Source organism: Bradyrhizobium sp. STM 3557 (assembly GCF_045571465.1).
GTDB lineage: Bacteria > Pseudomonadota > Alphaproteobacteria > Rhizobiales > Xanthobacteraceae > Bradyrhizobium.
This window is the reverse complement of the sequence record NZ_CP120697.1, coordinates 2,483,171-2,504,532: the sequence shown is the minus strand read 5'-3', so window position 1 is coordinate 2,504,532 and position 21,362 is coordinate 2,483,171. Positions and strand designations below refer to the sequence as shown.

Genomic DNA, 21,362 nt, shown 5'->3' with positions numbered 1-21,362 from the left:
GGCGCGCCTGACCATGAACGAGATCGCTGATCCCGCGGCCTTCGAGGCTGCTGCCCGCCCCACGCCTCATCACCCCGGCCTCGTGCTGCTCGCTTTGGCGATCGGCGGTTTTGCCATCGGCACCACCGAGTTTGCGGCGATGAGCCTGGTGCCCTATTTCGCGCCCGATCTCGGCATCGGCGCAACGACCGCCGGCCACGTCATCAGTGCCTACGCGCTTGGCGTGGTCGTGGGTGCACCCGTCATTGCGGTGCTGGCGGCACGAATGGCGCGCCGGACCCTGCTCGTGGTCCTGATGCTGCTGTTTGCCCTCGGTAACGGGCTTTCGGCGCTCGCGCCGACCTATGGCTTTCTGGTCGGGTTCCGCTTCGTGGCCGGCCTGCCGCACGGCGCTTATTTCGGCGTCGCCGCGCTGGTGGCCGCCTCGCTTGTGCCGCGCGAGCGCCGCAGCCAGGCAGTCTCACGTGTTCTCGCCGGACTGACGGTTGCGACCATGGTCGGCGTGCCCCTCGCCAATCTGATCGGCCAATATATCGGCTGGCGCTGGAGCTTCGGCTTTGCCGCGCTGCTGGCCGTGCTGACCGCGACGCTCGTGCGACTGTTTGCGCCCTATGGCGCGCCGCTGCAGGGCGCCAGCCCCTTGCGCGAGCTCGGTGCGCTCAGGCGCGGCCAGGTGTGGCTGACCTTGGCGACCGGCGCGATCGGCTTTGGCGGCATGTTCGCGGTCTACACCTATCTTGCCTCGACCCTCCTCGAGGTGACGCACGCCGGCGCAGCGAGCATTCCCGTGATGCTGACGATCTTCGGCGCCGGCCTGACGATCGGCAATCTCGTCTGCGCCTGGGCTGCCGATCGCGGCGTGATGCGGGCGGCCGGCGCAACGTTGGTGTGGAGCATCGTCGCGCTCGCGCTCTATCCGTTCGCCACGGGCAGCGTCTGGACGCTGGCACCGGTCGTGTTCCTGATCGGTTGCACGGGTGGGCTCGGCACCGTGTTGCAGACCCGCCTGATGGATGTCGCCGAGGATGCACAGACCCTGGCGGCTGCGCTCAATCACTCCGCCTTCAATACCGCCAATGCACTCGGACCCTGGCTTGCGGGGCTTGTTCTTTCCGCCGGGTTCGGTTTCCCGGCGACCGGCTGGGTCGGCGTCGCGCTGGCGCTTTGCGGGCTCGTCATCTGGGGCGTGTCGCTCGCGACGGATCGGCCGAGGCGCGCCGAGCAGCCCGCCGAAGACAGAATTTCGCGCGCAGCATGAATTTCGACGGCGTGGCAAGTGCACGCTCTTCGTGAACTCGAGAGCCGGACCCGGCTAGGGCACGGGTCGGCCGGGAGGTGATGGCATGGTTGGCGGGAAGACACGAGAATTGCGGCAGGCGCCGCACCGAGCAATAAATTCTTAACCGTAATTTGATACCGAATTTCCATCATGGCTCGCGGCAAACAGCCTCCTGTGTCGCATGCGCTCCCGAAGCAGCAGAGCCTTCTCGATTGCTTCTTTGAAGCCCAGGCCAAGCGGCTCGGCCGGCGGCCGCCAGGAGCCGAAATGGCCTGTCGGCAAACATCGCCCAGCCAAGAAACGGCGGAGCCCAACATGGCTGACGAGGAACCTGCCGAGTGAATGATTGGCCGGCGCGGTCTGCTGTCGGTCCGCGCGACTGAGAGCTTGATCGGGAAAGGTGAGAACCGGCTTTCGGAGAAGATCGTGACCGACTGGGGCGCGCGGAGGCCCGCGGAGAAACTTTCGCGCGCAGCGTGACGCAGTGAAGTGTCCCGCACGAACGAATCGACATGCGGGACCTCATCTTCGCGGACCCGGATGTCGCTACACTCATAAGGGCTTCGAACTCGGCGCGGCGGAGACTGTCGCGCCGGCGGGGGATCTTATCCCGCATGAGCGCAGCGATATGCGGGCCCAAGCCCCGGATGTCGCTTCGCTCATCCGGGCTCCGCCACAATCATCCCAGATGCTTATGGAAGAACTCCGTCGCGCGGCTCCAGGCGAGCTCGGCCGCGGCGCGGTCGTGCACGGTCATGCGCTGCTCGTTCACGAAGGCATGCTCGGCGTCATAGCGATAGAGCTCGAGTGACTTGCCGGCGTCCTTCATCGCCTTTTCGAAACCGCTCACGAGCTCGGGCGTGCACCAATCATCCTTGTTCGCGAAATGCGCCTGCAGCGGGATCTTCACGTCAGCGGGCCTCGCCGCCTGCTCCGGCGGAATGCCGTAGAACACGACGCCGGCGGTGAGCTCCGGAATCTTGGTGGCGCCGATGATGGTCACCGCGCCCCCGAGGCAGAAGCCGGTCAGTCCCACTTTCGCGCCGTTGCGCGCCAGATATTGCGCGGCACCGCGCACGGTCTGTGTGGTCGCATCCATGAAGTCGAGCGAGTTCATCTCGCGGCCGGCGGCCTCCGTGTCGTGATAGGGCACCACGGTGCCCTTGTAGAGATCGGGCGCCAGCGCATCGAAGCCGGCGCGCGCAAAGCGCTCGCACATCCCCTTGATCTGATCCTGCAGTCCCCACCATTCCTGGATCACGACCACGCCCGGTGCGTTGCCGCCGGCGGCGTTGGCGAGATAGCCGGTCGCGTCCTTGCCATCCGGACGCTTGAAGGTGATGAGGGTGCCCATGGATGTCCTCCGGTTATTTCGAGGGTACGGTTTGACGGCCATTGTGGCCGCTGTCCGTGACCGAGGCAACCGCACGCACGGTCACGTCCTCGCGCGGATTACCCTTCCCGGACGACAGGCCGAAAACAGCGCCTGGTCCAGTAGCCCGGATGAGCGGAGCGACATCTGGGATCAGCATCCCCGCATATCGCTGCGCTTCCGCCTTCGCCCGTTGGGCTTCGGCGGACAGGCACGCGGGCTACACCCTCGTCAGGCGACGGCCTTCTCAGCCGCCGCTCCGCCGAGTTCGCACAGCGCCGCGTACACGCGGGCCACCACGTCGCTCCAGTCGCGGTTCTCGCTCTGCCGGAGCAGGCGCACGGTCGGATACCAGGGGCTGTCGTCGCGGTCGAGCAGCCAGCGCCAGTCCGGCGCGTGCGTCATCATGATCCAGACCGGCTTGCCCAGCGCGCCCGCCAGATGCGCCACACTGGTGTCGACCGTGACGACGAGATCGAGCGCCGCGATCAGCGCCGCCGTGTCGGTGAAATCATGCAAGTCCGCGCTGACGTCGCGGACGCCGGCCTGTGCGAGCTGCTCGACGTCGCCGGCCCGATATTGCTTCTGCAGGCTGACGAAGGTCGCATCCACATCCAGCAGCGGTTCGAGTTGTGCAAGCTGCATCGAGCGCTCGCGATCACGGACATGGTTGGGATTGCCGGACCAGGCCAGCCCGATCTTCAAGGCGCTGACATCGCCGAGCCGCTGCTTCCACCGCAGAACGGCGCTATCAGGCGCATGCAGATAGGGCATATCGGCCGGAATGGTCTCCAACCGAGTCGCGAACGCCAGCGGCAGGCTCGGCAGCGGGCAATGCAGATCGTAGTCCGGCAACGCATCGCCCTTGGCGATGATCTGCGCCTGACCGGCCAGCGTCGCCATCAAGCCGCAGAGCGGCGCGTCCATCTCCAGCAGCACGCGCGCACCGCGGGCGGCGACGAGGGGCACGTATCGGCAGAACTGGATGGAATCGCCAAAGCCCTGCTCGCTGTGCAGCAGGATGGTTCGGCCCGCGATGTCCTCATCGCCGCGCCAGCGTGGTCGCGGCCGCTCCAGCGGCTTGAGGCGCGCGACCGGCGCCCGGTGGCGCCACTCGTAGCCAAGCCAGCCTTGCGCGAAATCGCCGGTGACGAGACTCGTCAGGCTCTTCAGGAAGTGCGCGTCGGCGTAGTCGGGGCGCAGCGCGATGGCGGAATCGTAGCTCGCCAGCGCCTCATCGAAGCGGTGCAGATCGCAGAGCGTGACGCCGCGGTTCGAGAACGCCGGGGCATAATCCGGGCGCGCCGCGATGGCCTGATCGAGGCATGCCAGCGCCTCCTCGAGCCGCTGCAGCTTGTGCAGCGTCACGGCGCGGTTGTCGAGCGCCACGGCATCATCCGGCCGCACCGCGATGGCCTGCTCATGGCTCGCCAGCGCCTCGCCATAGCGCGCGAGATCGTGCAGGACCGTGCCGCGATTGGTGAGGGCCTCGACGTTGTCGGGCTGCTCGCGCAGCACGCGCTCGAAAGTCGCCATGGCATCGTCGAGCCGCCCGAGCGCATGCAGCACCGCGCCGCGATTGACATGCGCCTTGACGTGGTTCCCCTCCAGCGCCAGCGCGCGATCATAGCTCGCCAACGCCTCGTCCAGCCGGTCCAGCTCGTGCAGCGTGAGGCCGCGGCTGACCAGGGCGTGGGGATCAGCGGGTCGCAGCTTCAATGCGGCATCGTGGCTCGCAAGCGAGTCTTCCAGCCGGCCGAGCCCGCGCAGCGTGATGCCACGATTGTTGAGCGCATCGACATGGTCGGGCTGCAGGGCCAACGCGCGGTCGTAGCTCGCGAGCGCCTCCTCATGACGCCCGAGCTTGCCGAGCGCGTTGCCGCGATTGCTGAACGCGGCGGCGTAGTCCGGCCGCAATGCGATGGCGCGGTCATAATCCGCAACGGCCTGCTCGAGGCGGCCGAGCTCGTAGGCCGCGATGCCGCGATTGTTCAGCGCCTCAGGATAGTCCGGCTGCAGGGCCAGCGCGCGATCATAATCGGCCAGTGCGTCCTGATATCGGCCCTCCTCCTGCAGCAGCGCCGCGCGGTTGTTGAGCAGGCCGACATGATCCGGCTGCAGCGCCAAGGCACGGTCGAAGCTCTCGAGCGCTTCGGCGCGGCGTCCCAGCGTCTTCAGCAGCATGCCGCGATTGCTCCAGGCCTCGGCAAAGTCCGGCCGCAGCCTCACGGCGCGGTCGTAATTCGACAGCGCCAGGGTCTTGCGGCCGCGCGCCATGTGGATCACCGCGAGGAGATTGAGCGTGACGGCGGAGACGGGATCGGCCGACAGGATCTTCTGGCAGGTTTTCTCGGCCTGGCCGAGCTTGCCATCCGAATATTGCTTGAGCGCGATCTCGAAAACCTGCGCAACGGTGAGGGAGACGGTCTTCATGCCGATCCGAACGATCCAAGGCGGTGCTGGATTACATCTTGCTATCTGACTCGGCCTTCTCCACCAAATGCGTCACGTGACGAGCGCTGCAAGAGCACCCGGCAGAAATGTCGTAGCCCGCATGAGCGACAGCGACATGCGGGGCTCCCCCGGAAATCGCTTCGCTCATTCGGGCCACCCGGCGGACTCGGGGTCCAACAAAAAAGCCCCCGCACAGGGGGGCTTTTCGTATTCACATCACCGATGAAGGATCAGTGCGCGGCGGCCCAGACCTTCTTCTTGGTGAAGTACATCAAGCCGGCGAAGATGATCAGGAACACGAACACCTGGAAGCCGAGGCGCTTGCGCTCCTCCATGTGCGGCTCCGCGGTCCACATCAGGAAGGTCGCGACGTCGTGGGCATATTGCGCCACCGTCGCCGGCGAGCCGTCATCATAGGTCACCTGCCCGTCCGAGAGCGGCGGCGGCATCTTGATGGCATGGCCCGGGAAATACTTGTTGTAGTACGAGCCTTCCGGAATGCTGACGCCGGCCGGCACGTCCTTTTCGAAGCCCTGCAGGATCGCGTCGACGTAGTTCGGGCCCTGCTCCTGGAACTGGGTGAAGAAGTCGAAGATGAACTTCGGGAAGCCGCGCTCGTAGGAGCGGGCCTTGGCGATCAGCGACAGGTCCGGCGGAGCTGCGCCGCCGTTGGACGCGCGCGCCGCCTGCTCGTTCGGGAACGGCGCTGGGAAGTAGTCGGCCGGGCGGCCTGGCCGCTCGAACATCTCGCCCTGGTCGTTCGGGCCGTCCTTGATCTTGTATTCGGCGGCGAACGCAGCGGCCTGCGCGGTCGAATAGCCGGGACCGCCGGGATCGGCGAGATTGCGGAACGCCACGAAGTTCAGCGAATGGCAGTTCGCGCAGACCTCCTTGTAGACCTTGAGGCCGCGCTGCAGCGCGCCGCGGTCGAACTTGCCGAACGGGCCGGCGAACGACCATTTCTGCGACGGCGGCGTCGCGCTCTCCTCGGCACGGGCGTCCTGGATGCCGGCGGCGAGCAGGCTGCCGGCGAGCGCCAGCGCGATCATCGTGGACACCATCGGCGCGCGCTTGCTACCGGTCTTGGCCAACACGTCGTCGGCGATCGAGTTCGGCAGCGGACGCGGCGTCTCGATGCGAGCGAGCAGCGGCAGCACGATCAGGAAATAAGCGAAATAGCAGACCGTCAGGATGCGGCCGAGCACCACATAGACGCCCTCCGGCGGCTGCGCGCCGAGATAGCCGAGGCCGATTGCGACCACGACGAACATCCAGAAGAACTGCTTGGCCAGCGGCCGGTACTTGCTGGAGCGGGTCTTGGCCGAGTCGAGCCAGGGCAGGAACACCAGCACGATGATCGCCGAGAACATCGCGATGACGCCCGCGAGCTTGTTCGGGATCGAGCGCAGGATCGCGTAGAACGGCAGGTAGTACCATTCGGGCACGATGTGCGCCGGCGTCACGCCCGGATTGGCCGGGATGTAGTTGTCGGCATCGCCGAGATAGTTCGGCATGTAGAAAATGAACCAGGAATAGAAGATCAGGAAACAGGCGACGCCGAAGAAGTCCTTGATCGTCGCGTAGGGCGTGAACGGCACCGTGTCCTTCTCGGTCTTCGGCTCGACGCCCGCCGGGTTGTTCTGGCCGACGACGTGCAGCGCCCAGACGTGCAGCACGACCACGCCGGCGATCAGGAACGGCAGCAGATAATGCAGCGAGAAGAACCGGTTCAGGGTCGGGTTGCCGACCGAATAGCCGCCCCACAGCAAGGTGACGATGCTCTCGCCGAAATAGGGCACGGCCGAGAACAGATTGGTGATGACGGTGGCGCCCCAGAAGCTCATCTGGCCCCACGGCAGCACGTAGCCCATGAAGCCGGTCGCCATCATCAACAGGTAGATGATGACGCCAAGGATCCAGAGCACCTCGCGCGGCGCCTTGTAGGAGCCGTAGTAGAGGCCGCGCAGCATGTGGATGTAGACGGCGAAGAAGAACATCGAGGCGCCGGCGGCGTGCATGTTGCGCAGCAGCCAGCCGTAGTTCACGTCGCGCACGATGAGCTCGACCGACTTGAAGGCGAGATCGGCATGCGGCGTGTAGTGCATCGCCAGGATGACGCCTGTCAGGATCTGCACGCCCAGCATCAAGGACAGGATGGCGCCGAAGGTCCACCAGTAGTTCAGGTTGCGCGGGGTCGGATAGGCAACGAAAGACGAGTGGACCAGGCCGATGATGGGGAGTCGTTCTTCGAGCCACTTCAGCGCTGGATGGCTCGGTTGATAGGCGGAAGGTCCACTCATGATGCGTTCCTGAAGCAATATTTATGGCGTGCCAGTCGTGAGGCAGGCCCCCAACGGGGGCCCGATCTCAACCGATCTGAATCTTGGTGTCGGAAACGAACTGATAGGGCGGGACGGCGAGGTTCAGCGGCGCCGGCCCCTGGCGGATGCGGCCCGAAGCGTCGTATTGCGAACCGTGACACGGGCAGAAGAAGCCGTCGTAATTGCCCTCATGTGCGATCGGGATGCAGCCGAGGTGGGTGCAGATGCCGATCACGACCAGCCACTGCTCGTGGCCATCCTTGGTGCGGGCCTGATCGGTCTGCGGATCGGGCAGGCTCGACAGCGGAACCTGGCGCACCTCATCGACCTGCTTCTTGGTGCGATGGCTGATATAGATCGGCTTGCCGCGCCAGAACACCTTGATGTCCTGCCCTTCGGCGACGGGGCTCAGATCGACCTCGATCGGCGCGCCGGCCGCGATTGTCGAGGCATCCGGATTCATCTGGGACACGAACGGCCAGAGGGTGGCCAGTCCGCCGACCGCCGCAGCCGCGCCCGTGGCGACAAAGAGAAAGTCCCGACGTGTCGGTTGATCCGCAGTAGACGCTGTCACGATTCCAACCCTTTCATAGTTGCAGCCGGAGGAACCGCCCCGCTCGACGCTTGAAATCACGTGACCGAGAGATGCCCTGCCGGCGCCCGCGTCCCCCGCGGCGGCAGAAAACCGCCCATTCCACCGCCCCTGGCGGAATAAGCAGTCCAGAATCGTTCTATTGGCACCCTTGCGGAACGAGCGCAAGCCCGCTATCGGCCCGCGCGGGTGCCATGCACCAATTCCGCAGGAGGCGCGGATTTTCGGCACCATGTTTCGAGCAATGCCATGCAGATCGCGCTGTATCAGCCCGATATTCCCCAGAACACCGGCACCATCCTGCGGCTCTGCGGCTGCCTCGACGTGACCGCCCACATCATCGAGCCGGCGGGATTTGCGGTCTCCGACCGGCTGTTCCGGCGCGCCGGGATGGACTATCTGAGCCGCGTGCGCTGGCAGCGGCACGATTCCTGGACGGCCTTTGAGGCATGGCGGGCGCAAGGCGGCCACCGGCTGCTGCTGTTCACGACAAAAGGCGCCAGATCCTATCTGGATTTCGCCTATGCAGAGACCGATATCCTGCTGTTCGGGCGGGAGAGCGCGGGCGTGCCCGAGGCCGTGGCAGAAGCGGCCGATGCACGGCTGCTGATCCCGTTGCAGCCGGGGATGCGCTCGCTCAATGTCGCCATGGCGGCTGCGATGGCGGCAGGCGAGGCGCTGCGCCAGACCCGGCATGCGGCTCCGCGCACCGAGACGTGATCAGGATGTTCCGAGATCGCTGTGATGACGCAGCTCAAGAAAAGGATGGACGGTGAGCTACGCGGTGAAAGAGATTTTCATGACCCTGCAGGGCGAAGGCGCCCATGCGGGCCGTGCCGCCGTGTTCTGCCGCTTCTCGGGATGCAATCTGTGGACCGGCCGCGAGCAGGATCGCTCCACCGCGATATGTCAGTTCTGTGATACCGATTTCGTCGGTCTCGACGGCACGCTAGGCGGCCGCTACGCGAGCGCCGACGCGCTGGCCGAGACGATCGCCGCGCAATGGACAGGCGGCGCCAGCAGCCGCTATACCATCCTGACCGGCGGCGAGCCGCTGCTGCAGGTGGATAATGACCTGGTCGCGGCGCTGCATAAGCGCAGCTTCGAGATCGGCATCGAAACCAACGGCACGCTTATCCCGCCCCCGGGCATCGACTGGATCTGCGTCAGCCCGAAGGCGGGCGCCGGACTCGTGCTGCGGCACGGCCACGAGCTGAAGCTGATCTACCCGCAAGAGGGCGCGCAGCCTGCCGATTTCGAAGGCCTTGCCTTCGAGCGCTTCTCGCTGCAGCCGATGGACGGTCCGGACGTGGTCGCCAACACCGCGCGCGCCATCGAATACTGCCTGACGCATCCGCAATGGCGGCTCAGCCTGCAGACGCACAAGATGATCGGAATTCGATAAGGACGAGACGTTTCAAGGATGTGGGAATTGACCCGATCGTTCACCTTCGAGGCGGCATATGACTCCTGCCGCGAGAGCTGCACCTATTTTGGGCCACAGGGGTAGGCTCTAAGTCGGGGCCGAACGAGCGCAGGGGAAATCCATGGACACAGGCTCAATCGAAGATCGCAAGGCCCGCGCGCGTGCCTGGTTCGAACGCTTGCGCGACGACATCTGCGCAAGTTTCGAGCGGCTCGAGCACGAGGCGCCGGCCGAGCTCTATGGCGGCGCGGCCGGCCGCTTCGTGCGCACGCCCTGGGACCGCACCGATCACACCGGTGCGCCGGGCGGCGGCGGCGTGATGGGGATGATGCACGGCCGGCTGTTCGAGAAGGTCGGCGTACACTGCTCGACCGTGCATGGCGAGTTCGCGCCGGCCTTCCGCGGCCAGATCGCCGGCTCCGACGAAGACCCGCGCTTCTGGGCCTCCGGCATCTCGCTGATCGCCCACATGCGCAATCCGCATGTGCCGGCCGTGCACATGAACACGCGCTTCGTCGTCACCACCAAAGCCTGGTTCGGCGGCGGCGCCGACCTGACCCCGGTGCTGGACCGGCGGCGCACGCAGGACGACCCGGACACGATCGCCTTCCATGCCGCGATGAAGGAAGCCTGCGGCGGCGCCAATGGCGTCGCCGATTATGAGCGCTACAAGAAATGGTGCGACGAATATTTCTTCCTGCCTCATCGCAACGAAGCACGCGGCATCGGCGGCATCTTCTATGACCATCATGATAGCGGCGACTGGGACGCCGACTTCACCTTCACGCAGGATGTCGGCCGCGCATTTCTCAAGATCTATCCCGAGCTCGTGCGGCGCAATTTCGCGACGCCCTGGACAGCAGAGGATCGCGACGAGCAGTTGATCCGCCGCGGCCGCTATGTCGAGTTCAATCTGCTCTACGACCGCGGTACCACGTTCGGCCTGAAGACCGGCGGCAATGTCGAGGCGATCCTGTCGTCGATGCCGCCCGAGGTGAAATGGCCGTGACCCGACGACATGTCGAGAACAAGGACACGATGACCACGACCCCTGCCCTGCCCCGCGCCATGCTGATCGACATGGATGACACCATCCTGTCGGCCTACAGCAAGCCGGAGCTCGCTTGGACCATCATCGCCACCGAATTCGCGGGTGAGCTCGCGCCGTACGAGCCGCAGGTGGTCGCCGCGGCGATCACCGGGGCGGCGCGCGAATTCTGGTCCAAAGCCGGCGCGGAATGGCGGATCAAGCTGATCGAGGCACGCCAGCTCGTCGTGAAGGGCGGCTTTGCGGCGCTCGCGGCAGCAGGCGGCCGCGCGCTGCCAGACGAACTCGCGGTGCGGATCGGCGACCGCTTCACCGCCTATCGCGAGGAGCAGATCTTCGTCTTCCCCGGCGCGCATGAAGCGATCGACGAATTGAAGGCACGGGGCGTGAAGCTCGCGCTGGTCACCAACGGCGCCGCCGAGATGCAGCGCGCCAAGATCGAGCGCTTCGCGCTCACCCATCGCTTCGACCACATCCAGATCGAGGGCGAGCACGGCTTCGGCAAGCCGGAGGAGAAGGCCTATCGCCACGCCATGGCGGCGCTCGGCGTCGGGCCTGAAGACACCTGGATGGTCGGCGACAATCTGGAATGGGAGATCGTGGCGCCGCAGAAGCTCGGCATCTATGCCATCTGGATCGACGTCCATGGCGACGGACTGCCGCCGGGCTCGACCGTGAGGCCCGACCGCATCATCCGCTCACTGACCGAGCTGGTGCCGGGCGCACGCTGATACATCTTCCCGCTGGGGAAGGCACCACCGCTCATCGCCACCAGAACCGATCGCGCATTACGAAAGCAAGGTCTTTATCGTCTCCCGCACCCATTTGAGATTTCCTCCGGTAAAAATCTCGACATGTGAATTTTCATCGCGCTCAAATGTGGTGCGTCCCGTCCTATCGATCGTAACGACGCCTCGGAGAGAGAAAAAGTGCTCCGGATGAACGGTCGCCAAGACGGTCACCGTGTCATGAGGGAAACACCCATCAATACCTTCCCAATCCTGATAAAAATCCATGTACGTCATGTGCGCATCTGTGAGCAACTTGGCAATTGCTGCCTTGGACTTGCGGCCGTAATCCTGCATTGCGGTCCGACTAAGCTGAACCTTGCGGCAAACATCCAACGGGACCATGGTCACTGGCACGCCGATCTCAAGCGTTTCCTTTAAGCCGTCGGGATCGGCCAGAGCATTGAACTCGGCATCAGGCGTAATGTTGCCAATGTCGAAGAACGAGCCAGCCATCAAAACTATTTTCACGACATTGGTGCTGCCATAAAGCGCGACAAGCTTTGGAATGTTCGTGGCGGGACCAAGCCCTATGATGGTGACAGCCTGCTTCGGCTTTCCGTCGGCGCTGTCAAACCTTGCATCTTCAAGGTTGGCGATCTTTGCATGTGAAATCCTTTCCAGGATGGCTGGATCGACATTCCTGGTCGCGCCTCCGAGACCGTCATCTCCATGGACATGGCGAACATTCAGCTGCTCGCGATTGGCAACCCCATCAGCGCCACCGAGCACGCGCCAGCGGCTGCTTCTGCCCAGCAACTCGCGAACCAGAAGGACGTTGCGTATCGCGATTGCCGCGGGCACATTGCCAAACACACATGAGATGGCCGAGATATCAGGCAATAAAGCGTCGGCGACCATCAGTGCCAGGCTGTCATCCACGCCCATGTCGGTATCGATATGGTAGGTCACAGCAGTCATTCGGCCATGCGCTATCGTATTGTTCACGCGAACTGAACTCCGGAGTCACTGAGTATCTCTTTCACTTTGGCTGGCGCCAACTCCAGCAGGGTGTCGAGATCGGAGAATGCACCTCTATGCTTTTCAGGTACCGAGAACAGAGTGATCCTGAACGGTCCGCGCGTTGAGCCGACGTCAAAATCCGCGACGACGCCTGCCAGCTTCTTGACATCCGTGCTCTTCGTCTTGATGGGCAGACGCAAAATAGGCGTCACCGATCCCTGACCTCCGGTTCGAGGGAAATCACCCATTTTCGTATCATAAGTACGTAGCCAAGCCGAGCCGCCGAAGATCCACTCATGTCTTAGATCGTCGTAAAATAGGCTATGGGTTTGCCACTCCGCAGCCGGCTTGCAATCTTTGTCGAAGCCGATGCCAAAATACTCCCAGCGACCGTTGGTAACGGAAAAGCTTATGAAGCTCAGACTATACGGCCGCTCTTCGATGGAACTTCTCTGGGCCCATGCTCCCTCAAACATCTTGAGGTGAGATCGATTTCGTCCCATCTTCGCCGCCTTGCGCTGCAGGACCATCTCCAATAGGCCAAGCAGGACCACGACGAATACGATCACAAAGATCCGAAATGCTATTTTTATGTATTCTGGTTCAAAGCCATGAGCTGCCGCGAACTCGTCAACAAACGAGGCGCCTTTCGCCTGCTCGTTGATGAACTCCAGGAATAACAGCGCCAAAACAACTCTTACACCTCTCCAGACTTCCTTCCGCTCTTCTTGAAAAAGCTGCCTCATAGCGAGCTCCAAAATCTAAAAAAAATTCCTAGCTGCGCTCCCTCGGGAGCACGTTTGCTTGAAAAGACTTGTCCCTCAGTCAAAAGCTCCTCAATCGTTGAGGGCTGGACCAATCCCGGGCTTCCTCGGCACAGATGCCCACGCTCCGGAAGCGCAGCAGCTCCTCAAAGAGCCTACAGGGCCTGCTCCGAAACGATCTCCGGGTTCAACAATATCTCGATGTCCGTGTTGCCCTGCTCGGCCAGAAACGGCTCATTCTACTACTGATCAGGCACTTCGGCCAGCACAACCGTGCGACCGAGCGCATCACGCCGGATCGCGCCCGTCGGGCGGCCATCATTCGATGTCCAGTTTCTCAAAGATTGGCTTCCACCGACATCAATGCCAAACGGCGTGTCGCAAGGCTCGACGGTCTGGCCCACCGCATCATCCGCTCGCTGACCGGGCTGGTGCCGAATGTACAACAGCGGGATCAATTCCATTGAGACCGCCGCGACTTCTATTCAACCGCAGGGAGCGATGATGATACAGTCCTGGAATTATTTCAGGGCGTCGTACCAAGGGAAACGTGAGGCGTCCAATAGAGATAGCCAGGCCAGGAGGGGGCAATGCGCCGCCTGCTGACGGTATTTGAGACGATCGCTACTATTATCCTGTTCAATTGCGTGATTTCGCCCGCCTTCGCCGAAACGCGCGTCGCCCTGGTGATCGGGAACGGCGCATACCAAAATATCGCTCGCTTACCTAACCCATTGCTGCAGATCCGCGATGACGCCATCCACCCTTGTCATCCGGCCCAAGTCGGATTCGTCCGTCAGTAGGAAAAAACACCTGCCAAGATGACCAGCTAAGCCCCAAGCAAGGTTTCGGATAAGGGCTGATCCACACAGACGAGCCGAAACCGATGGACGCTCGTCGGCGTCCATCGGTCGAGCCTTCGGGATGGAGCGCCGATTCTCAGCGCAAAATTTCGCGCAGCACCTGGCCATCGACATGGTGCGGCCGGACGCCGAGGAGCTGCATGATGGTCGGCGCCACATCGACATTGCGCATGCGCGGAATGATGGTGCGCTCGCGGATCTGCGGGCCGGCGCCGATGAAGGTCGCGCTCATCACCGGCAGCTCGGGATCGTGGCCATGGGCGCCGTAGAAGTTCGGCATCGACAGCGCTGACGTCGCCGCATTGAACGGTGCATCGCCGGACCGGGCGACGCCGGGATTTTGGATGCCGTCGAAGTTATAGCCTGGCGCCATCAGCGCGAACACATCGCCGAAATCCTGGCCGATGGTCTTGCTGGTGCACTGTCCGGTGCCGGCGTCACATTGCAGCGGGCGGCTCTCGACCACGGTGAAGATACGCCCGCCCGCGAGCGAGTAGTTGAACTTCGGGTTCGGATCGACCGCGTTCTTCACCGCATTGGCGATCTGCGTGACCAGCGCGTTGTAGATCGCCGGATCGACGGTGCCGCCGGATTCGCGGTTCTGCAGGTTGACGTAGATGTTGGCGGCCGGACCCGAGGTGCGGATCGCCAGCTTGCTGGTGTCGATGCCGGCATTGCGCAGGATGTTGGTCATGCTGACCGAGGTGTGGAACGGCGCGAAACCGTGGTCGGACACCACGATGATGTTGCTGTCCTTGCCCGCAGCGTCGGCGATCCGCTTCACCGCCCTATCGGCGGCCTGATAGGCGAAGCGGATATAGTACGCGTAGCGCGCGACCTTGGCGGGATCCTGGTTGGCACCGATCGAGTTCGGGTCGGTCGGGTTGGTGCCCTGTCGGCGGTCGGTGAGCAGGAACTGATGCTCCGAGCCGTCGGGCTGCTCGATATAGGCCATCACCAGGTCGGCGTCGGGATGATTCCTGATCGCGCGCACGGCGACATCGGCCTGATAGCGAACAAAGGTCTTCACCATGTCCTCGAACATCGTCTCGATCTCGATATCGGGGAAGTTGGTGAAGCCTGCGCTCAGCCGCTCGGTGATGCGGAAGTCGGCCTGCGGACGCCAGAAGCCGATATTGTCGTTGATGTCGTCGACGTCGGCCAGCACCGGCGTGTTGCGCGGAATGAAGTTGGCGCCATAGCGGGCGAAGCGCACCACGGAGAGATCGGGCGTCAGCGCCGACACGAAATACGCCGCGCCGACCTTACCTCCGCTGCCTTCGAAGAAGAACGGCGCGTTCTCACCGCCGAGCTTGGCGTAGGCCGGCCCGGTCGACGGCGCGGAGAAGGGTCCCGCGGTGATGCCACGCGTCGCATCGAAGAACACCAGCGTGTCGTAGTTCACCTTGTTGTCGTTGGTGGTGTCGAGCGCCGCCACGCGGATCGCATATTTGACGTCGAACGTCGCGGCGTTGCTCGAGCAGGTCGCTGTCTGCGCCGAAGAGCAGGAGAATGTCTCGATCGGAGCCGTGGTCGCCAGCACCGGGCTGAACGAATGACGGCCGGCCTGTTGCAGTGCCGCCACGACAGCCGCATCCGGCGCGAAGTTCGCTTGAGACAGCGAGAAGCCCTGGGCCGAGAGGCCGCCGAACGCGCCGAACGGCACGGTGTAGTCCGTGGTGCGGATCGGCTGGGCCGGCTGCACCACCGCGCCGTTGATTGAGATGTCGGCACCGTCGCCACCCGGCCAGGTCGCGGTGACCACCTTCTTGCCCTGCTGGCGCAACTGGACCCACAGGGGCAGCGCTGTCGGCTGCTGCGAGGGCCCGAGCGGGCTCTCGCGATAGCCGCCGATCGGTGCCGCAAAGCCGCTGAGGCTCGATGAGATCGGCCCAACGACCGCCTGGAAGGTATTCGACGGTATGTCGTTGTGAACCGAGGTCGAGCCAGTCGCGATCGCGATATGCGACACCGCGGTCAGCGACGGCGACGCGGTCACGTTCTGCACCGCGATCGCGCCGTGGCGGCTCAGCCGCGCCAGGCCACCATCACGCGGCAGCACGCCTTCGGCGATGAACTTCTGGATGAAATCGGGCTTGGCGCCGTCGAGCGAGATCAGCACCACCCGCGGCGACTTGCGGCCATGATGGCTGCCATCATGGTCTCCGTCATGATGATGATCGTGATCGCGAACATCATTGAAGACTTGTTCGCGGTCATCGCCATCCGCACGCGCCGGCGTCGCAACTCCGGCCAGAGAGACAGCAAGCGACATCGCCGAGACCACGGCGAAAAAACCCTTCGCATTCATATGGACGCCCCCAAATGCTCGCATCACAGTTTCTGCGAGTCTTATCAAGCCGGGCCGCCAACTATCAGGCTTGCCTAACGTGCATATGACGCGGCTGCGACATGCATGAGATCGTCGCGACAACGCCCGGCGGGGGCCCTGCTCGCGATCTTGCGTTGCGCAACGGTCGCGCCTTCGGAATGCAATGCGAATATCGGCCTCACCCGCGCCGCCGACTCGATCGTCAACCTGCATTATCCAATCGAAGGAAACCGACGTAGCGGATGTGCCGCAGCCTGCTTACTCCGCGTACACGGGCGCCGTGCGGGTGCGGCGGAATGAAGGCAGACGCTGTGTGAAGGCCAATGCGCGAGGTGACGGACACGACGATACATGGTTCGACGGCGAAGTAATATGCCGCAAACGTCGGACGTGCATGCAATTCCTGCAGACATCGCCCATGCGGAACACCTCGGTCGCGCTGCATGCTCGGCAGACACAACGGCCGCTCGATGCGCTTTACCGCCGACCGGTCAAATTCATGCGACTGTCGCTCAACGAGACGCAGAATTTTTCGATCAGCAACGTCAACGCATCGGGCGCCTCCAACATCGGCAGGTGCCCGATGCCTAGCATGACATGCAGAACGGCTTGCGGAATACGTGGCAGGAGTTCGTTCCTGAGCACCTCGACGGTATCGACCTTATCGAACTCGCCGACAATGACGGCGGTGGGGACGCTGATGGAGCCAGCCTGCCTGCCAATGTCTTCCAGGCTGGTGACTCGCGGCCACGCGCGTTTTGCCGGCGGCGCTCCGCGCAAGCTGTCCGTGATGACCTGCTCGCGGTCGCCTGCGGACAGCGGCCTGGCGGTCAACACGTTATCGATGGTCGCCTCCACAGTTTCGCGGCTGGCATAGGCGCCCGCCATCATTTCTCGCGCCTGCGCCGGCATCGCCATCGGCGTTGGCGGCGAAGGCGCGACAAGAACCAGGCCAACCAGACCGGGCGGCCGACGCGATGCCATGAGTTGAGCGACCTTGCCGCCCATGGAATGCCCGACCAGCACATAGCGCTGCAAGTTCAGCGCCTGGATCACACCTTCCGCATCCGCCGCAAGATCCGCCAAGCCGTAGCCATCCGCTGGCGCGTCGGACTGGCCCCAGCCGCGATGATCGATGGCGATGGTATGAAAAGCGGGCACCAGCTTGGACGTGACATGCCTCCAGGTCCCGGACGAGCCTCCCCAATAGTGCAGAAAGACGAGCGACAAATCGCCGTCGCCGTGCTCCTCGACGTGGATACCCAAGCCATTCGACGCGACTTTCATCGCAACCTCCCTCTTCTGGCGCCAGCCTGGATCGGCTGGACACGCATCGGAGATAGATCCGATCATATTGCTCGATAATCGCATTTCTCTTATCAAGACCTAATAACGGCGCTATCAGGCGGAGGGATATGGACCGGTTGATCAGCATGGCGGTGTTCGTCGCCGCGATCGAGGAAGGTAGCCTCGTGCGTGCCGCCCGGCGGTTCGGCCTCTCGCCTTCGATGGCGGGCAAGCACGTGTCTGCGATCGAAGAGCAACTGAACGTGCGGTTGCTTCAACGCAGCACACGCACGCTGAAGCTGACCGAGATCGGGCAGGCCTACTACGCGCGATGCAAGCATATTCTGGAAGACTACGAAGACGCGAACAGGGAGGCGCAGGACGCTCAGCAGGCGGTGCGTGGCACATTGCGGGTCGCTGCACCCACGACTTTCGGCGCCATGCATCTAGGCGGCGTGATCGCGAGCTATCTTGCTGCCTGTCCAGAAGTCACGGTCGAGACCACACTCAGCGATCGCTATGTCGACTTGCTGGCAGACGGAATCGATATCGCCATTCGCATCGGACAGTTGAACGATTCAGATCTGGTGGCCCGACGACTTGCTCCGTGCCGCATGGTGTTCTGCGCAGCGCCATCTTTTCTGACGCAACACGGCGAGCCGAAAACCGTGCAGCATCTCCGCAAGGCACCGCGGCTCGCTTTCAGCGAGGCGGTTTCTGCCGGCGACTGGACGCTCACGGCTCCCGATGGCACCACACACGTCATCGATGGTGGCGTTCGGCTCGCGGCCAACAACATGCAAATGCTGCTGGCTGGCGCGTTGGCCGGAGCAGGCGTAGCTTACGGACCAAGCTTCGTGTTCGGGCAGTCGATCGCCGATGGCAAGCTGCGTCTTCTGCTGCCCGATCATAAGACCTCCGAGCTGGCGATCCATGCCGTTTATCCGACGAAACGATATGTGTCGTTGAAGCTGCGCCGGTTCATTGCGCATCTGAGCGCGAGCTTCGGCGACATGCCGAACTGGGACCGCATGCTCACGAGCGGCGGATCGGAGGCGAGCGGATAATCGCGCCTATCCGATGATCTCGGCTTCGCCGCGCGCCGACAGATCGCCCAGTGCTCGTCGCTCGAGCTCTTTCTTCGTATGAGCCGCTGCAGCCTCGACACTTACGACCGCCCGTTCTGAAGGATGCGTGCCGCGGCCTGGTCGGCGATCGCATCGAGCGCGGACTGGTCGAGCGGAAAATCCGCCGCGAGCCAGGCGTCTTCGGCGAGCGTTAGGACATGCCCTAGCAACGGCCCTTCTGCGACGCCGCGGGCGATGAAGTCGGCCGCCTTCAGCGGAAATTTCGGCGGCGTGAACCGTTCGGGCAGTTGCGCCAGCTCGCACCAGCGCGGCGCGTCGCGCTCATGTCCGGCGCGCGCCCAGGCGAGCAGCAGGCGATCGCGATAGTTGGTCTCGCCGAGGCGATAGAGCAGCCGCCGCGCCCGCGCCTCGTCGGCGGAGGCGAGGCGCCACCAGCGATGCCCCATCGCATCCAGCGCCTTGGCCTCCGCATTGGATAGCTTCAGCCGCGTCGCGAGTCGCCGCGCATCCTCAGTGACTGCAACCGCCAGCGCGGCGAGCCGGCGGATCGGATTGGGCGTCAGGCCAATCTCGCGTTCGGCCGTGACCATGGCCGTGAACGGACCGAGATAGGCGACGCCGCCCAGGATCGAAATCATCAGGCCGGCATCCATCATCGCCTCGACTGCGCCGACCGCGCCCTGGGTGACGAGCAGCTTCAGCATCTCTATCCGCACTCGCTCGGCCGAGAGCGTCGCCAGCCCTGCCCGGCCGGCGATGCACGCGAGATAACCCTCGCGCTCGGGCGCGCCGACGCCGAAGGCGGAATGGAAGCGGAAGAACCTGAGGATGCGCAGATAGTCTTCGGCAATGCGCTGGGCGGCATCGCCGATGAAGCGCACGCGCCGGATCGCGATGTCCTCCAGCCCGCCGACATAATCGGACACGATGCCGTCGAGACTGACCGACAGCGCGTTGATGGTGAAGTCGCGCCGCTGCGCATCCGCCACCCAATCGCGGCCGAAGGCGACCTTGGCCTTGCGACCGAAGGTCTCGGTGTCCTCGCGCAAGGTGGTGACCTCGATCGGGTGACCGTCCAGCACCAGCGTCACGGTGCCATGCTCGATGCCGGTCGGCACGCTCTTGATCGCGGCGACCTTGGCGCGGCGGATCACCTCGGTTGGGACTGCCGTGGTCGCGACGTCGATGTCGCCGATCGGGATGCCGAGCAGCGCATTGCGGACGGCGCCGCCGACCACGCGCGCCTCTTCGCCATCACCATTGAGCAGCGCCAGCACGCGCGCGGCCGGACCGGACGAAAGCCAGGGCGCGTCGAGACGGCGCGCATCAGTCATGTCCTGCTCCGGAAACGGGCTTGCGGCCTTCCACAGGCCTATGTGCGGGATCGAAAATGGATCGAGATGGGACGCTCAACAACTCGGCAAACATGGCCATCAGGGACAACGCGTCGACGGCGTAAGGAATGGGAGAAATTCCGCTTCCCGTCAACACGCGCTGGCGGCTCATGGCAGATAGATCCGCTCATAGAGCAGGCGCAGGATGCCTGCGGTCGCGCCCCAGATGTAGCGCTCGGCAAACGGCATCGCGTAATACGATCGGGCGATGCCGCGAAATTCCTTGGCGTGGATTTGATGATTGGCTGGATTCATCAGGAAGGACAGCGGCACCTCGAAGGCGTCGTCGACCTCGTCATGATTGATCGTCAGTTGAAAGCCCGGCTTCACCCGCGCCAGCGTCGGCAGAATGCGAAAGCCGAACGCTGTCCCGTAGACGTCGAGATAGCCGATCGGATCGACGAAGCTGCGTTTAAGCCCGACCTCCTCCTCGGCCTCGCGCAGCGCCGCGTCGAGCGGCGAGGCGTCGGTGGCGTCGATCTTACCGCCGGGAAAGGAGATCTGCCCGGCATGATTGGACAAATGCGGCGAGCGCTGCGTGAGCAGCACGGTCGGCTCGGAATGATCGACCACCGGGATCAGCACGGCGGCGGGCCGCACCGGCTGCTCGCGGGCGACGATCTCGAGCATGCGGTCGGTGCCGGAATCGCCGCTCGCGGGAATGATGTTGGGATCGATCAGCGCAGGCGGGACGTCGAAGCCGAGGCGCGCTCGGCCGCGCCGAAAGAACTCCGCCGCGCCGAGCGCGGCAACGCCAGTCTTCATCATCGGCTTGTTCAAAATGGGCTCGTTCAAAGCGCCGCCCTCACCTCGTCCGCATCCGCCATTGCAAAAAACTCGCCGCCCGATTCCACCCCGAACATCGTTCGCCCATCGACCATCCGCTCCTCGCCGATGTCAACCAGCTCATAGTAGAGCGGGCGCGTCACCTTGGCCCAGAGGTCGGCACGGACATGCAGATAGGGCGTCAGCCCGCCGGCCTCGCCGCGCTCGAATCGCAGCCGATGCGCGGCATCGCAATCCACCCAGTCGTCGACATTGGTGCGAAATTGCAGTAGCGGGCCATGCGCGGCGGAGGACCTCCGCATTTCTACGGCCATGAACGGCGCGTCATCGACGCGGATGCCGACCTTCTCGACCGGCGTGACCAGAAAATATTTGCCATCCTCGCGTTTCAGGATGGTCGAGAACAGCCGGACCAGCGCGGGCCTGCCGATCGGAGTACCCATGTAGTACCAGCTTCCATCGCCCGCGATTCGCATGTCCAGATCGCCGCAGAACGGCGGATTCCAGAGATGCACGGGCGGCAGGCCCTTGGTTGCCGCATCTTTTGCTGCGGCCGTGAGCCGATCGAGGCCCTGATTGGTGCTTTGCCCTTGCTTCGCCATTGT

The 21,362-nt window shown here is 63.8% G+C and carries 19 protein-coding genes; 8 read left to right on the top strand and 11 right to left on the bottom strand.

Going from position 1 to position 21,362, the window contains the following annotated elements:
• The first annotated feature begins 13 nt into the window (after window positions 1-13).
• Window positions 14-1,258 (top strand): MFS transporter, encoded by a 1,245-nt coding sequence (locus tag P6U24_RS11360; RefSeq protein ID WP_407159206.1) that lies wholly within the window; start codon window positions 14-16, stop codon window positions 1,256-1,258.
• 700 nt (window positions 1,259-1,958) lie between these two features.
• Here P6U24_RS11360 and P6U24_RS11355 read toward each other — a convergent pair.
• The 4 genes from P6U24_RS11355 to petA form a co-directional block, all read right to left on the bottom strand.
• Entirely contained in the window at window positions 1,959-2,633 is a 675-nt protein-coding gene (locus P6U24_RS11355) for a dienelactone hydrolase family protein (RefSeq protein ID WP_407159205.1), read from the bottom strand.
• Between the two features lie 249 nt (window positions 2,634-2,882).
• Complete coding sequence (locus P6U24_RS11350) at window positions 2,883-5,084, bottom strand: tetratricopeptide repeat protein (protein ID WP_407159204.1); 2,202 nt, start codon at window positions 5,082-5,084, stop codon at window positions 2,883-2,885.
• Window positions 5,085-5,335: 251 nt separating this feature from the next.
• Complete coding sequence (locus tag P6U24_RS11345; protein WP_407159203.1) at window positions 5,336-7,405, bottom strand: cytochrome c1; 2,070 nt, start codon at window positions 7,403-7,405, stop codon at window positions 5,336-5,338.
• Between the two features lie 67 nt (window positions 7,406-7,472).
• Window positions 7,473-8,003 carry a ubiquinol-cytochrome c reductase iron-sulfur subunit gene (gene petA, locus P6U24_RS11340; RefSeq protein WP_407160432.1) on the bottom strand — a complete coding sequence of 177 codons (531 nt, stop codon included), beginning with the start codon at window positions 8,001-8,003 and terminating at the stop codon, window positions 7,473-7,475.
• A 264-nt stretch (window positions 8,004-8,267) separates the two neighbouring features.
• Here petA and P6U24_RS11335 point away from each other — a divergent pair, with 264 nt between their 5' ends.
• The 4 genes from P6U24_RS11335 (at window position 8,268) to P6U24_RS11320 (ending at window position 11,223) form a co-directional block, all read left to right on the top strand.
• The gene (locus tag P6U24_RS11335; protein WP_407159202.1) at window positions 8,268-8,738 is read left to right on the top strand and encodes a tRNA (cytidine(34)-2'-O)-methyltransferase; all 471 of its coding nucleotides are present in this window, start codon (window positions 8,268-8,270) and stop codon (window positions 8,736-8,738) included.
• A gap of 52 nt (window positions 8,739-8,790) precedes the next feature.
• Window positions 8,791-9,423, top strand: coding sequence for a 7-carboxy-7-deazaguanine synthase (gene queE, locus P6U24_RS11330; RefSeq protein ID WP_407159201.1), 633 nt, complete (start codon window positions 8,791-8,793; stop codon window positions 9,421-9,423).
• 142 nt (window positions 9,424-9,565) lie between these two features.
• Window positions 9,566-10,453 carry an oxygen-dependent coproporphyrinogen oxidase gene (gene hemF / locus P6U24_RS11325; protein ID WP_407159200.1) on the top strand — a complete coding sequence of 296 codons (888 nt, stop codon included), beginning with the start codon at window positions 9,566-9,568 and terminating at the stop codon, window positions 10,451-10,453.
• A 29-nt stretch (window positions 10,454-10,482) separates the two neighbouring features.
• Entirely contained in the window at window positions 10,483-11,223 is a 741-nt protein-coding gene (locus P6U24_RS11320) for an HAD family hydrolase (RefSeq protein WP_407160431.1), read from the top strand.
• 57 nt (window positions 11,224-11,280) lie between these two features.
• On the opposite strand, the gene P6U24_RS11315 is transcribed toward P6U24_RS11320, so the two are convergent.
• Together P6U24_RS11315 and P6U24_RS11310 are read right to left on the bottom strand one after the other, a co-directional pair.
• Window positions 11,281-12,228 (bottom strand): nucleoside hydrolase, encoded by a 948-nt coding sequence (locus tag P6U24_RS11315; protein WP_407159199.1) that lies wholly within the window; start codon window positions 12,226-12,228, stop codon window positions 11,281-11,283.
• The gene (locus P6U24_RS11310) at window positions 12,225-12,989 is read right to left on the bottom strand and encodes a hypothetical protein (protein ID WP_407159198.1); all 765 of its coding nucleotides are present in this window, start codon (window positions 12,987-12,989) and stop codon (window positions 12,225-12,227) included. Before P6U24_RS11310 ends, P6U24_RS11315 begins: the two co-directional genes overlap by 4 nt.
• A gap of 134 nt (window positions 12,990-13,123) precedes the next feature.
• On the opposite strand from P6U24_RS11310, the gene P6U24_RS11305 reads away from it, so the two are divergent.
• Together P6U24_RS11305 and P6U24_RS11300 are read left to right on the top strand one after the other, a co-directional pair.
• Complete coding sequence (locus P6U24_RS11305) at window positions 13,124-13,474, top strand: hypothetical protein (RefSeq protein WP_407159197.1); 351 nt, start codon at window positions 13,124-13,126, stop codon at window positions 13,472-13,474.
• Window positions 13,475-13,597: 123 nt separating this feature from the next.
• Window positions 13,598-13,810 carry a hypothetical protein gene (locus P6U24_RS11300; RefSeq protein ID WP_407159196.1) on the top strand — a complete coding sequence of 71 codons (213 nt, stop codon included), beginning with the start codon at window positions 13,598-13,600 and terminating at the stop codon, window positions 13,808-13,810.
• Window positions 13,811-13,946: 136 nt separating this feature from the next.
• On the opposite strand, the gene P6U24_RS11295 is transcribed toward P6U24_RS11300, so the two are convergent.
• Both P6U24_RS11295 and P6U24_RS11290 read right to left on the bottom strand, forming a co-directional pair.
• Window positions 13,947-16,205 carry an alkaline phosphatase family protein gene (locus P6U24_RS11295; RefSeq protein ID WP_407159195.1) on the bottom strand — a complete coding sequence of 753 codons (2,259 nt, stop codon included), beginning with the start codon at window positions 16,203-16,205 and terminating at the stop codon, window positions 13,947-13,949.
• A 474-nt stretch (window positions 16,206-16,679) separates the two neighbouring features.
• Entirely contained in the window at window positions 16,680-17,489 is an 810-nt protein-coding gene (locus tag P6U24_RS11290) for an alpha/beta fold hydrolase (RefSeq protein WP_407159194.1), read from the bottom strand.
• A gap of 128 nt (window positions 17,490-17,617) precedes the next feature.
• Between P6U24_RS11290 and P6U24_RS11285 the strand changes: the two genes are divergently transcribed.
• Complete coding sequence (locus tag P6U24_RS11285) at window positions 17,618-18,556, top strand: LysR family transcriptional regulator (protein WP_407159193.1); 939 nt, start codon at window positions 17,618-17,620, stop codon at window positions 18,554-18,556.
• 101 nt (window positions 18,557-18,657) lie between these two features.
• Here the strand turns inward: P6U24_RS11285 and P6U24_RS11280 are convergent, their stop codons facing one another.
• The 3 genes from P6U24_RS11280 to P6U24_RS11270 all read right to left on the bottom strand — a co-directional run bounded on the left by P6U24_RS11280 (window position 18,658) and on the right by P6U24_RS11270 (window position 21,359).
• Window positions 18,658-19,911, bottom strand: coding sequence for a CCA tRNA nucleotidyltransferase (locus tag P6U24_RS11280; RefSeq protein WP_407159192.1), 1,254 nt, complete (start codon window positions 19,909-19,911; stop codon window positions 18,658-18,660).
• A gap of 168 nt (window positions 19,912-20,079) precedes the next feature.
• Complete coding sequence (locus P6U24_RS11275; RefSeq protein WP_407159191.1) at window positions 20,080-20,739, bottom strand: CoA pyrophosphatase; 660 nt, start codon at window positions 20,737-20,739, stop codon at window positions 20,080-20,082.
• 23 nt (window positions 20,740-20,762) lie between these two features.
• Complete coding sequence (locus P6U24_RS11270) at window positions 20,763-21,359, bottom strand: DUF1285 domain-containing protein (protein WP_407159190.1); 597 nt, start codon at window positions 21,357-21,359, stop codon at window positions 20,763-20,765.
• Between the last annotated feature and the right edge of the window lie 3 nt (window positions 21,360-21,362).

Bases quoted from the DNA above. Each gene is read 5' to 3' on its own strand.
- P6U24_RS11360 (WP_407159206.1), top strand. From the start codon at position 14: ATGAACGAGATCGCTGATCCCGCGGCCTTCGAGGCTGCTGCCCGCCCC.
- P6U24_RS11355 (WP_407159205.1), bottom strand. From the start codon at position 2,633: ATGGGCACCCTCATCACCTTCAAGCGTCCGGATGGCAAGGACGCGACC.
- P6U24_RS11350 (WP_407159204.1), bottom strand. From the start codon at position 5,084: ATGAAGACCGTCTCCCTCACCGTTGCGCAGGTTTTCGAGATCGCGCTC.
- P6U24_RS11345 (WP_407159203.1), bottom strand. From the start codon at position 7,405: ATGAGTGGACCTTCCGCCTATCAACCGAGCCATCCAGCGCTGAAGTGG.
- P6U24_RS11335 (WP_407159202.1), top strand. From the start codon at position 8,268: ATGCAGATCGCGCTGTATCAGCCCGATATTCCCCAGAACACCGGCACC.
- hemF (WP_407159200.1), top strand. From the start codon at position 9,566: ATGGACACAGGCTCAATCGAAGATCGCAAGGCCCGCGCGCGTGCCTGG.
- P6U24_RS11320 (WP_407160431.1), top strand. From the start codon at position 10,483: ATGACCACGACCCCTGCCCTGCCCCGCGCCATGCTGATCGACATGGAT.
- P6U24_RS11310 (WP_407159198.1), bottom strand. From the start codon at position 12,989: ATGAGGCAGCTTTTTCAAGAAGAGCGGAAGGAAGTCTGGAGAGGTGTA.
- P6U24_RS11305 (WP_407159197.1), top strand. From the start codon at position 13,124: ATGCCCACGCTCCGGAAGCGCAGCAGCTCCTCAAAGAGCCTACAGGGC.
- P6U24_RS11300 (WP_407159196.1), top strand. From the start codon at position 13,598: ATGCGCCGCCTGCTGACGGTATTTGAGACGATCGCTACTATTATCCTG.
- P6U24_RS11295 (WP_407159195.1), bottom strand. From the start codon at position 16,205: ATGCGAGCATTTGGGGGCGTCCATATGAATGCGAAGGGTTTTTTCGCC.
- P6U24_RS11290 (WP_407159194.1), bottom strand. From the start codon at position 17,489: ATGAAAGTCGCGTCGAATGGCTTGGGTATCCACGTCGAGGAGCACGGC.
- P6U24_RS11285 (WP_407159193.1), top strand. From the start codon at position 17,618: ATGGACCGGTTGATCAGCATGGCGGTGTTCGTCGCCGCGATCGAGGAA.
- P6U24_RS11280 (WP_407159192.1), bottom strand. From the start codon at position 19,911: ATGACTGATGCGCGCCGTCTCGACGCGCCCTGGCTTTCGTCCGGTCCG.
- P6U24_RS11275 (WP_407159191.1), bottom strand. From the start codon at position 20,739: ATGATGAAGACTGGCGTTGCCGCGCTCGGCGCGGCGGAGTTCTTTCGG.
- P6U24_RS11270 (WP_407159190.1), bottom strand. From the start codon at position 21,359: ATGGCGAAGCAAGGGCAAAGCACCAATCAGGGCCTCGATCGGCTCACG.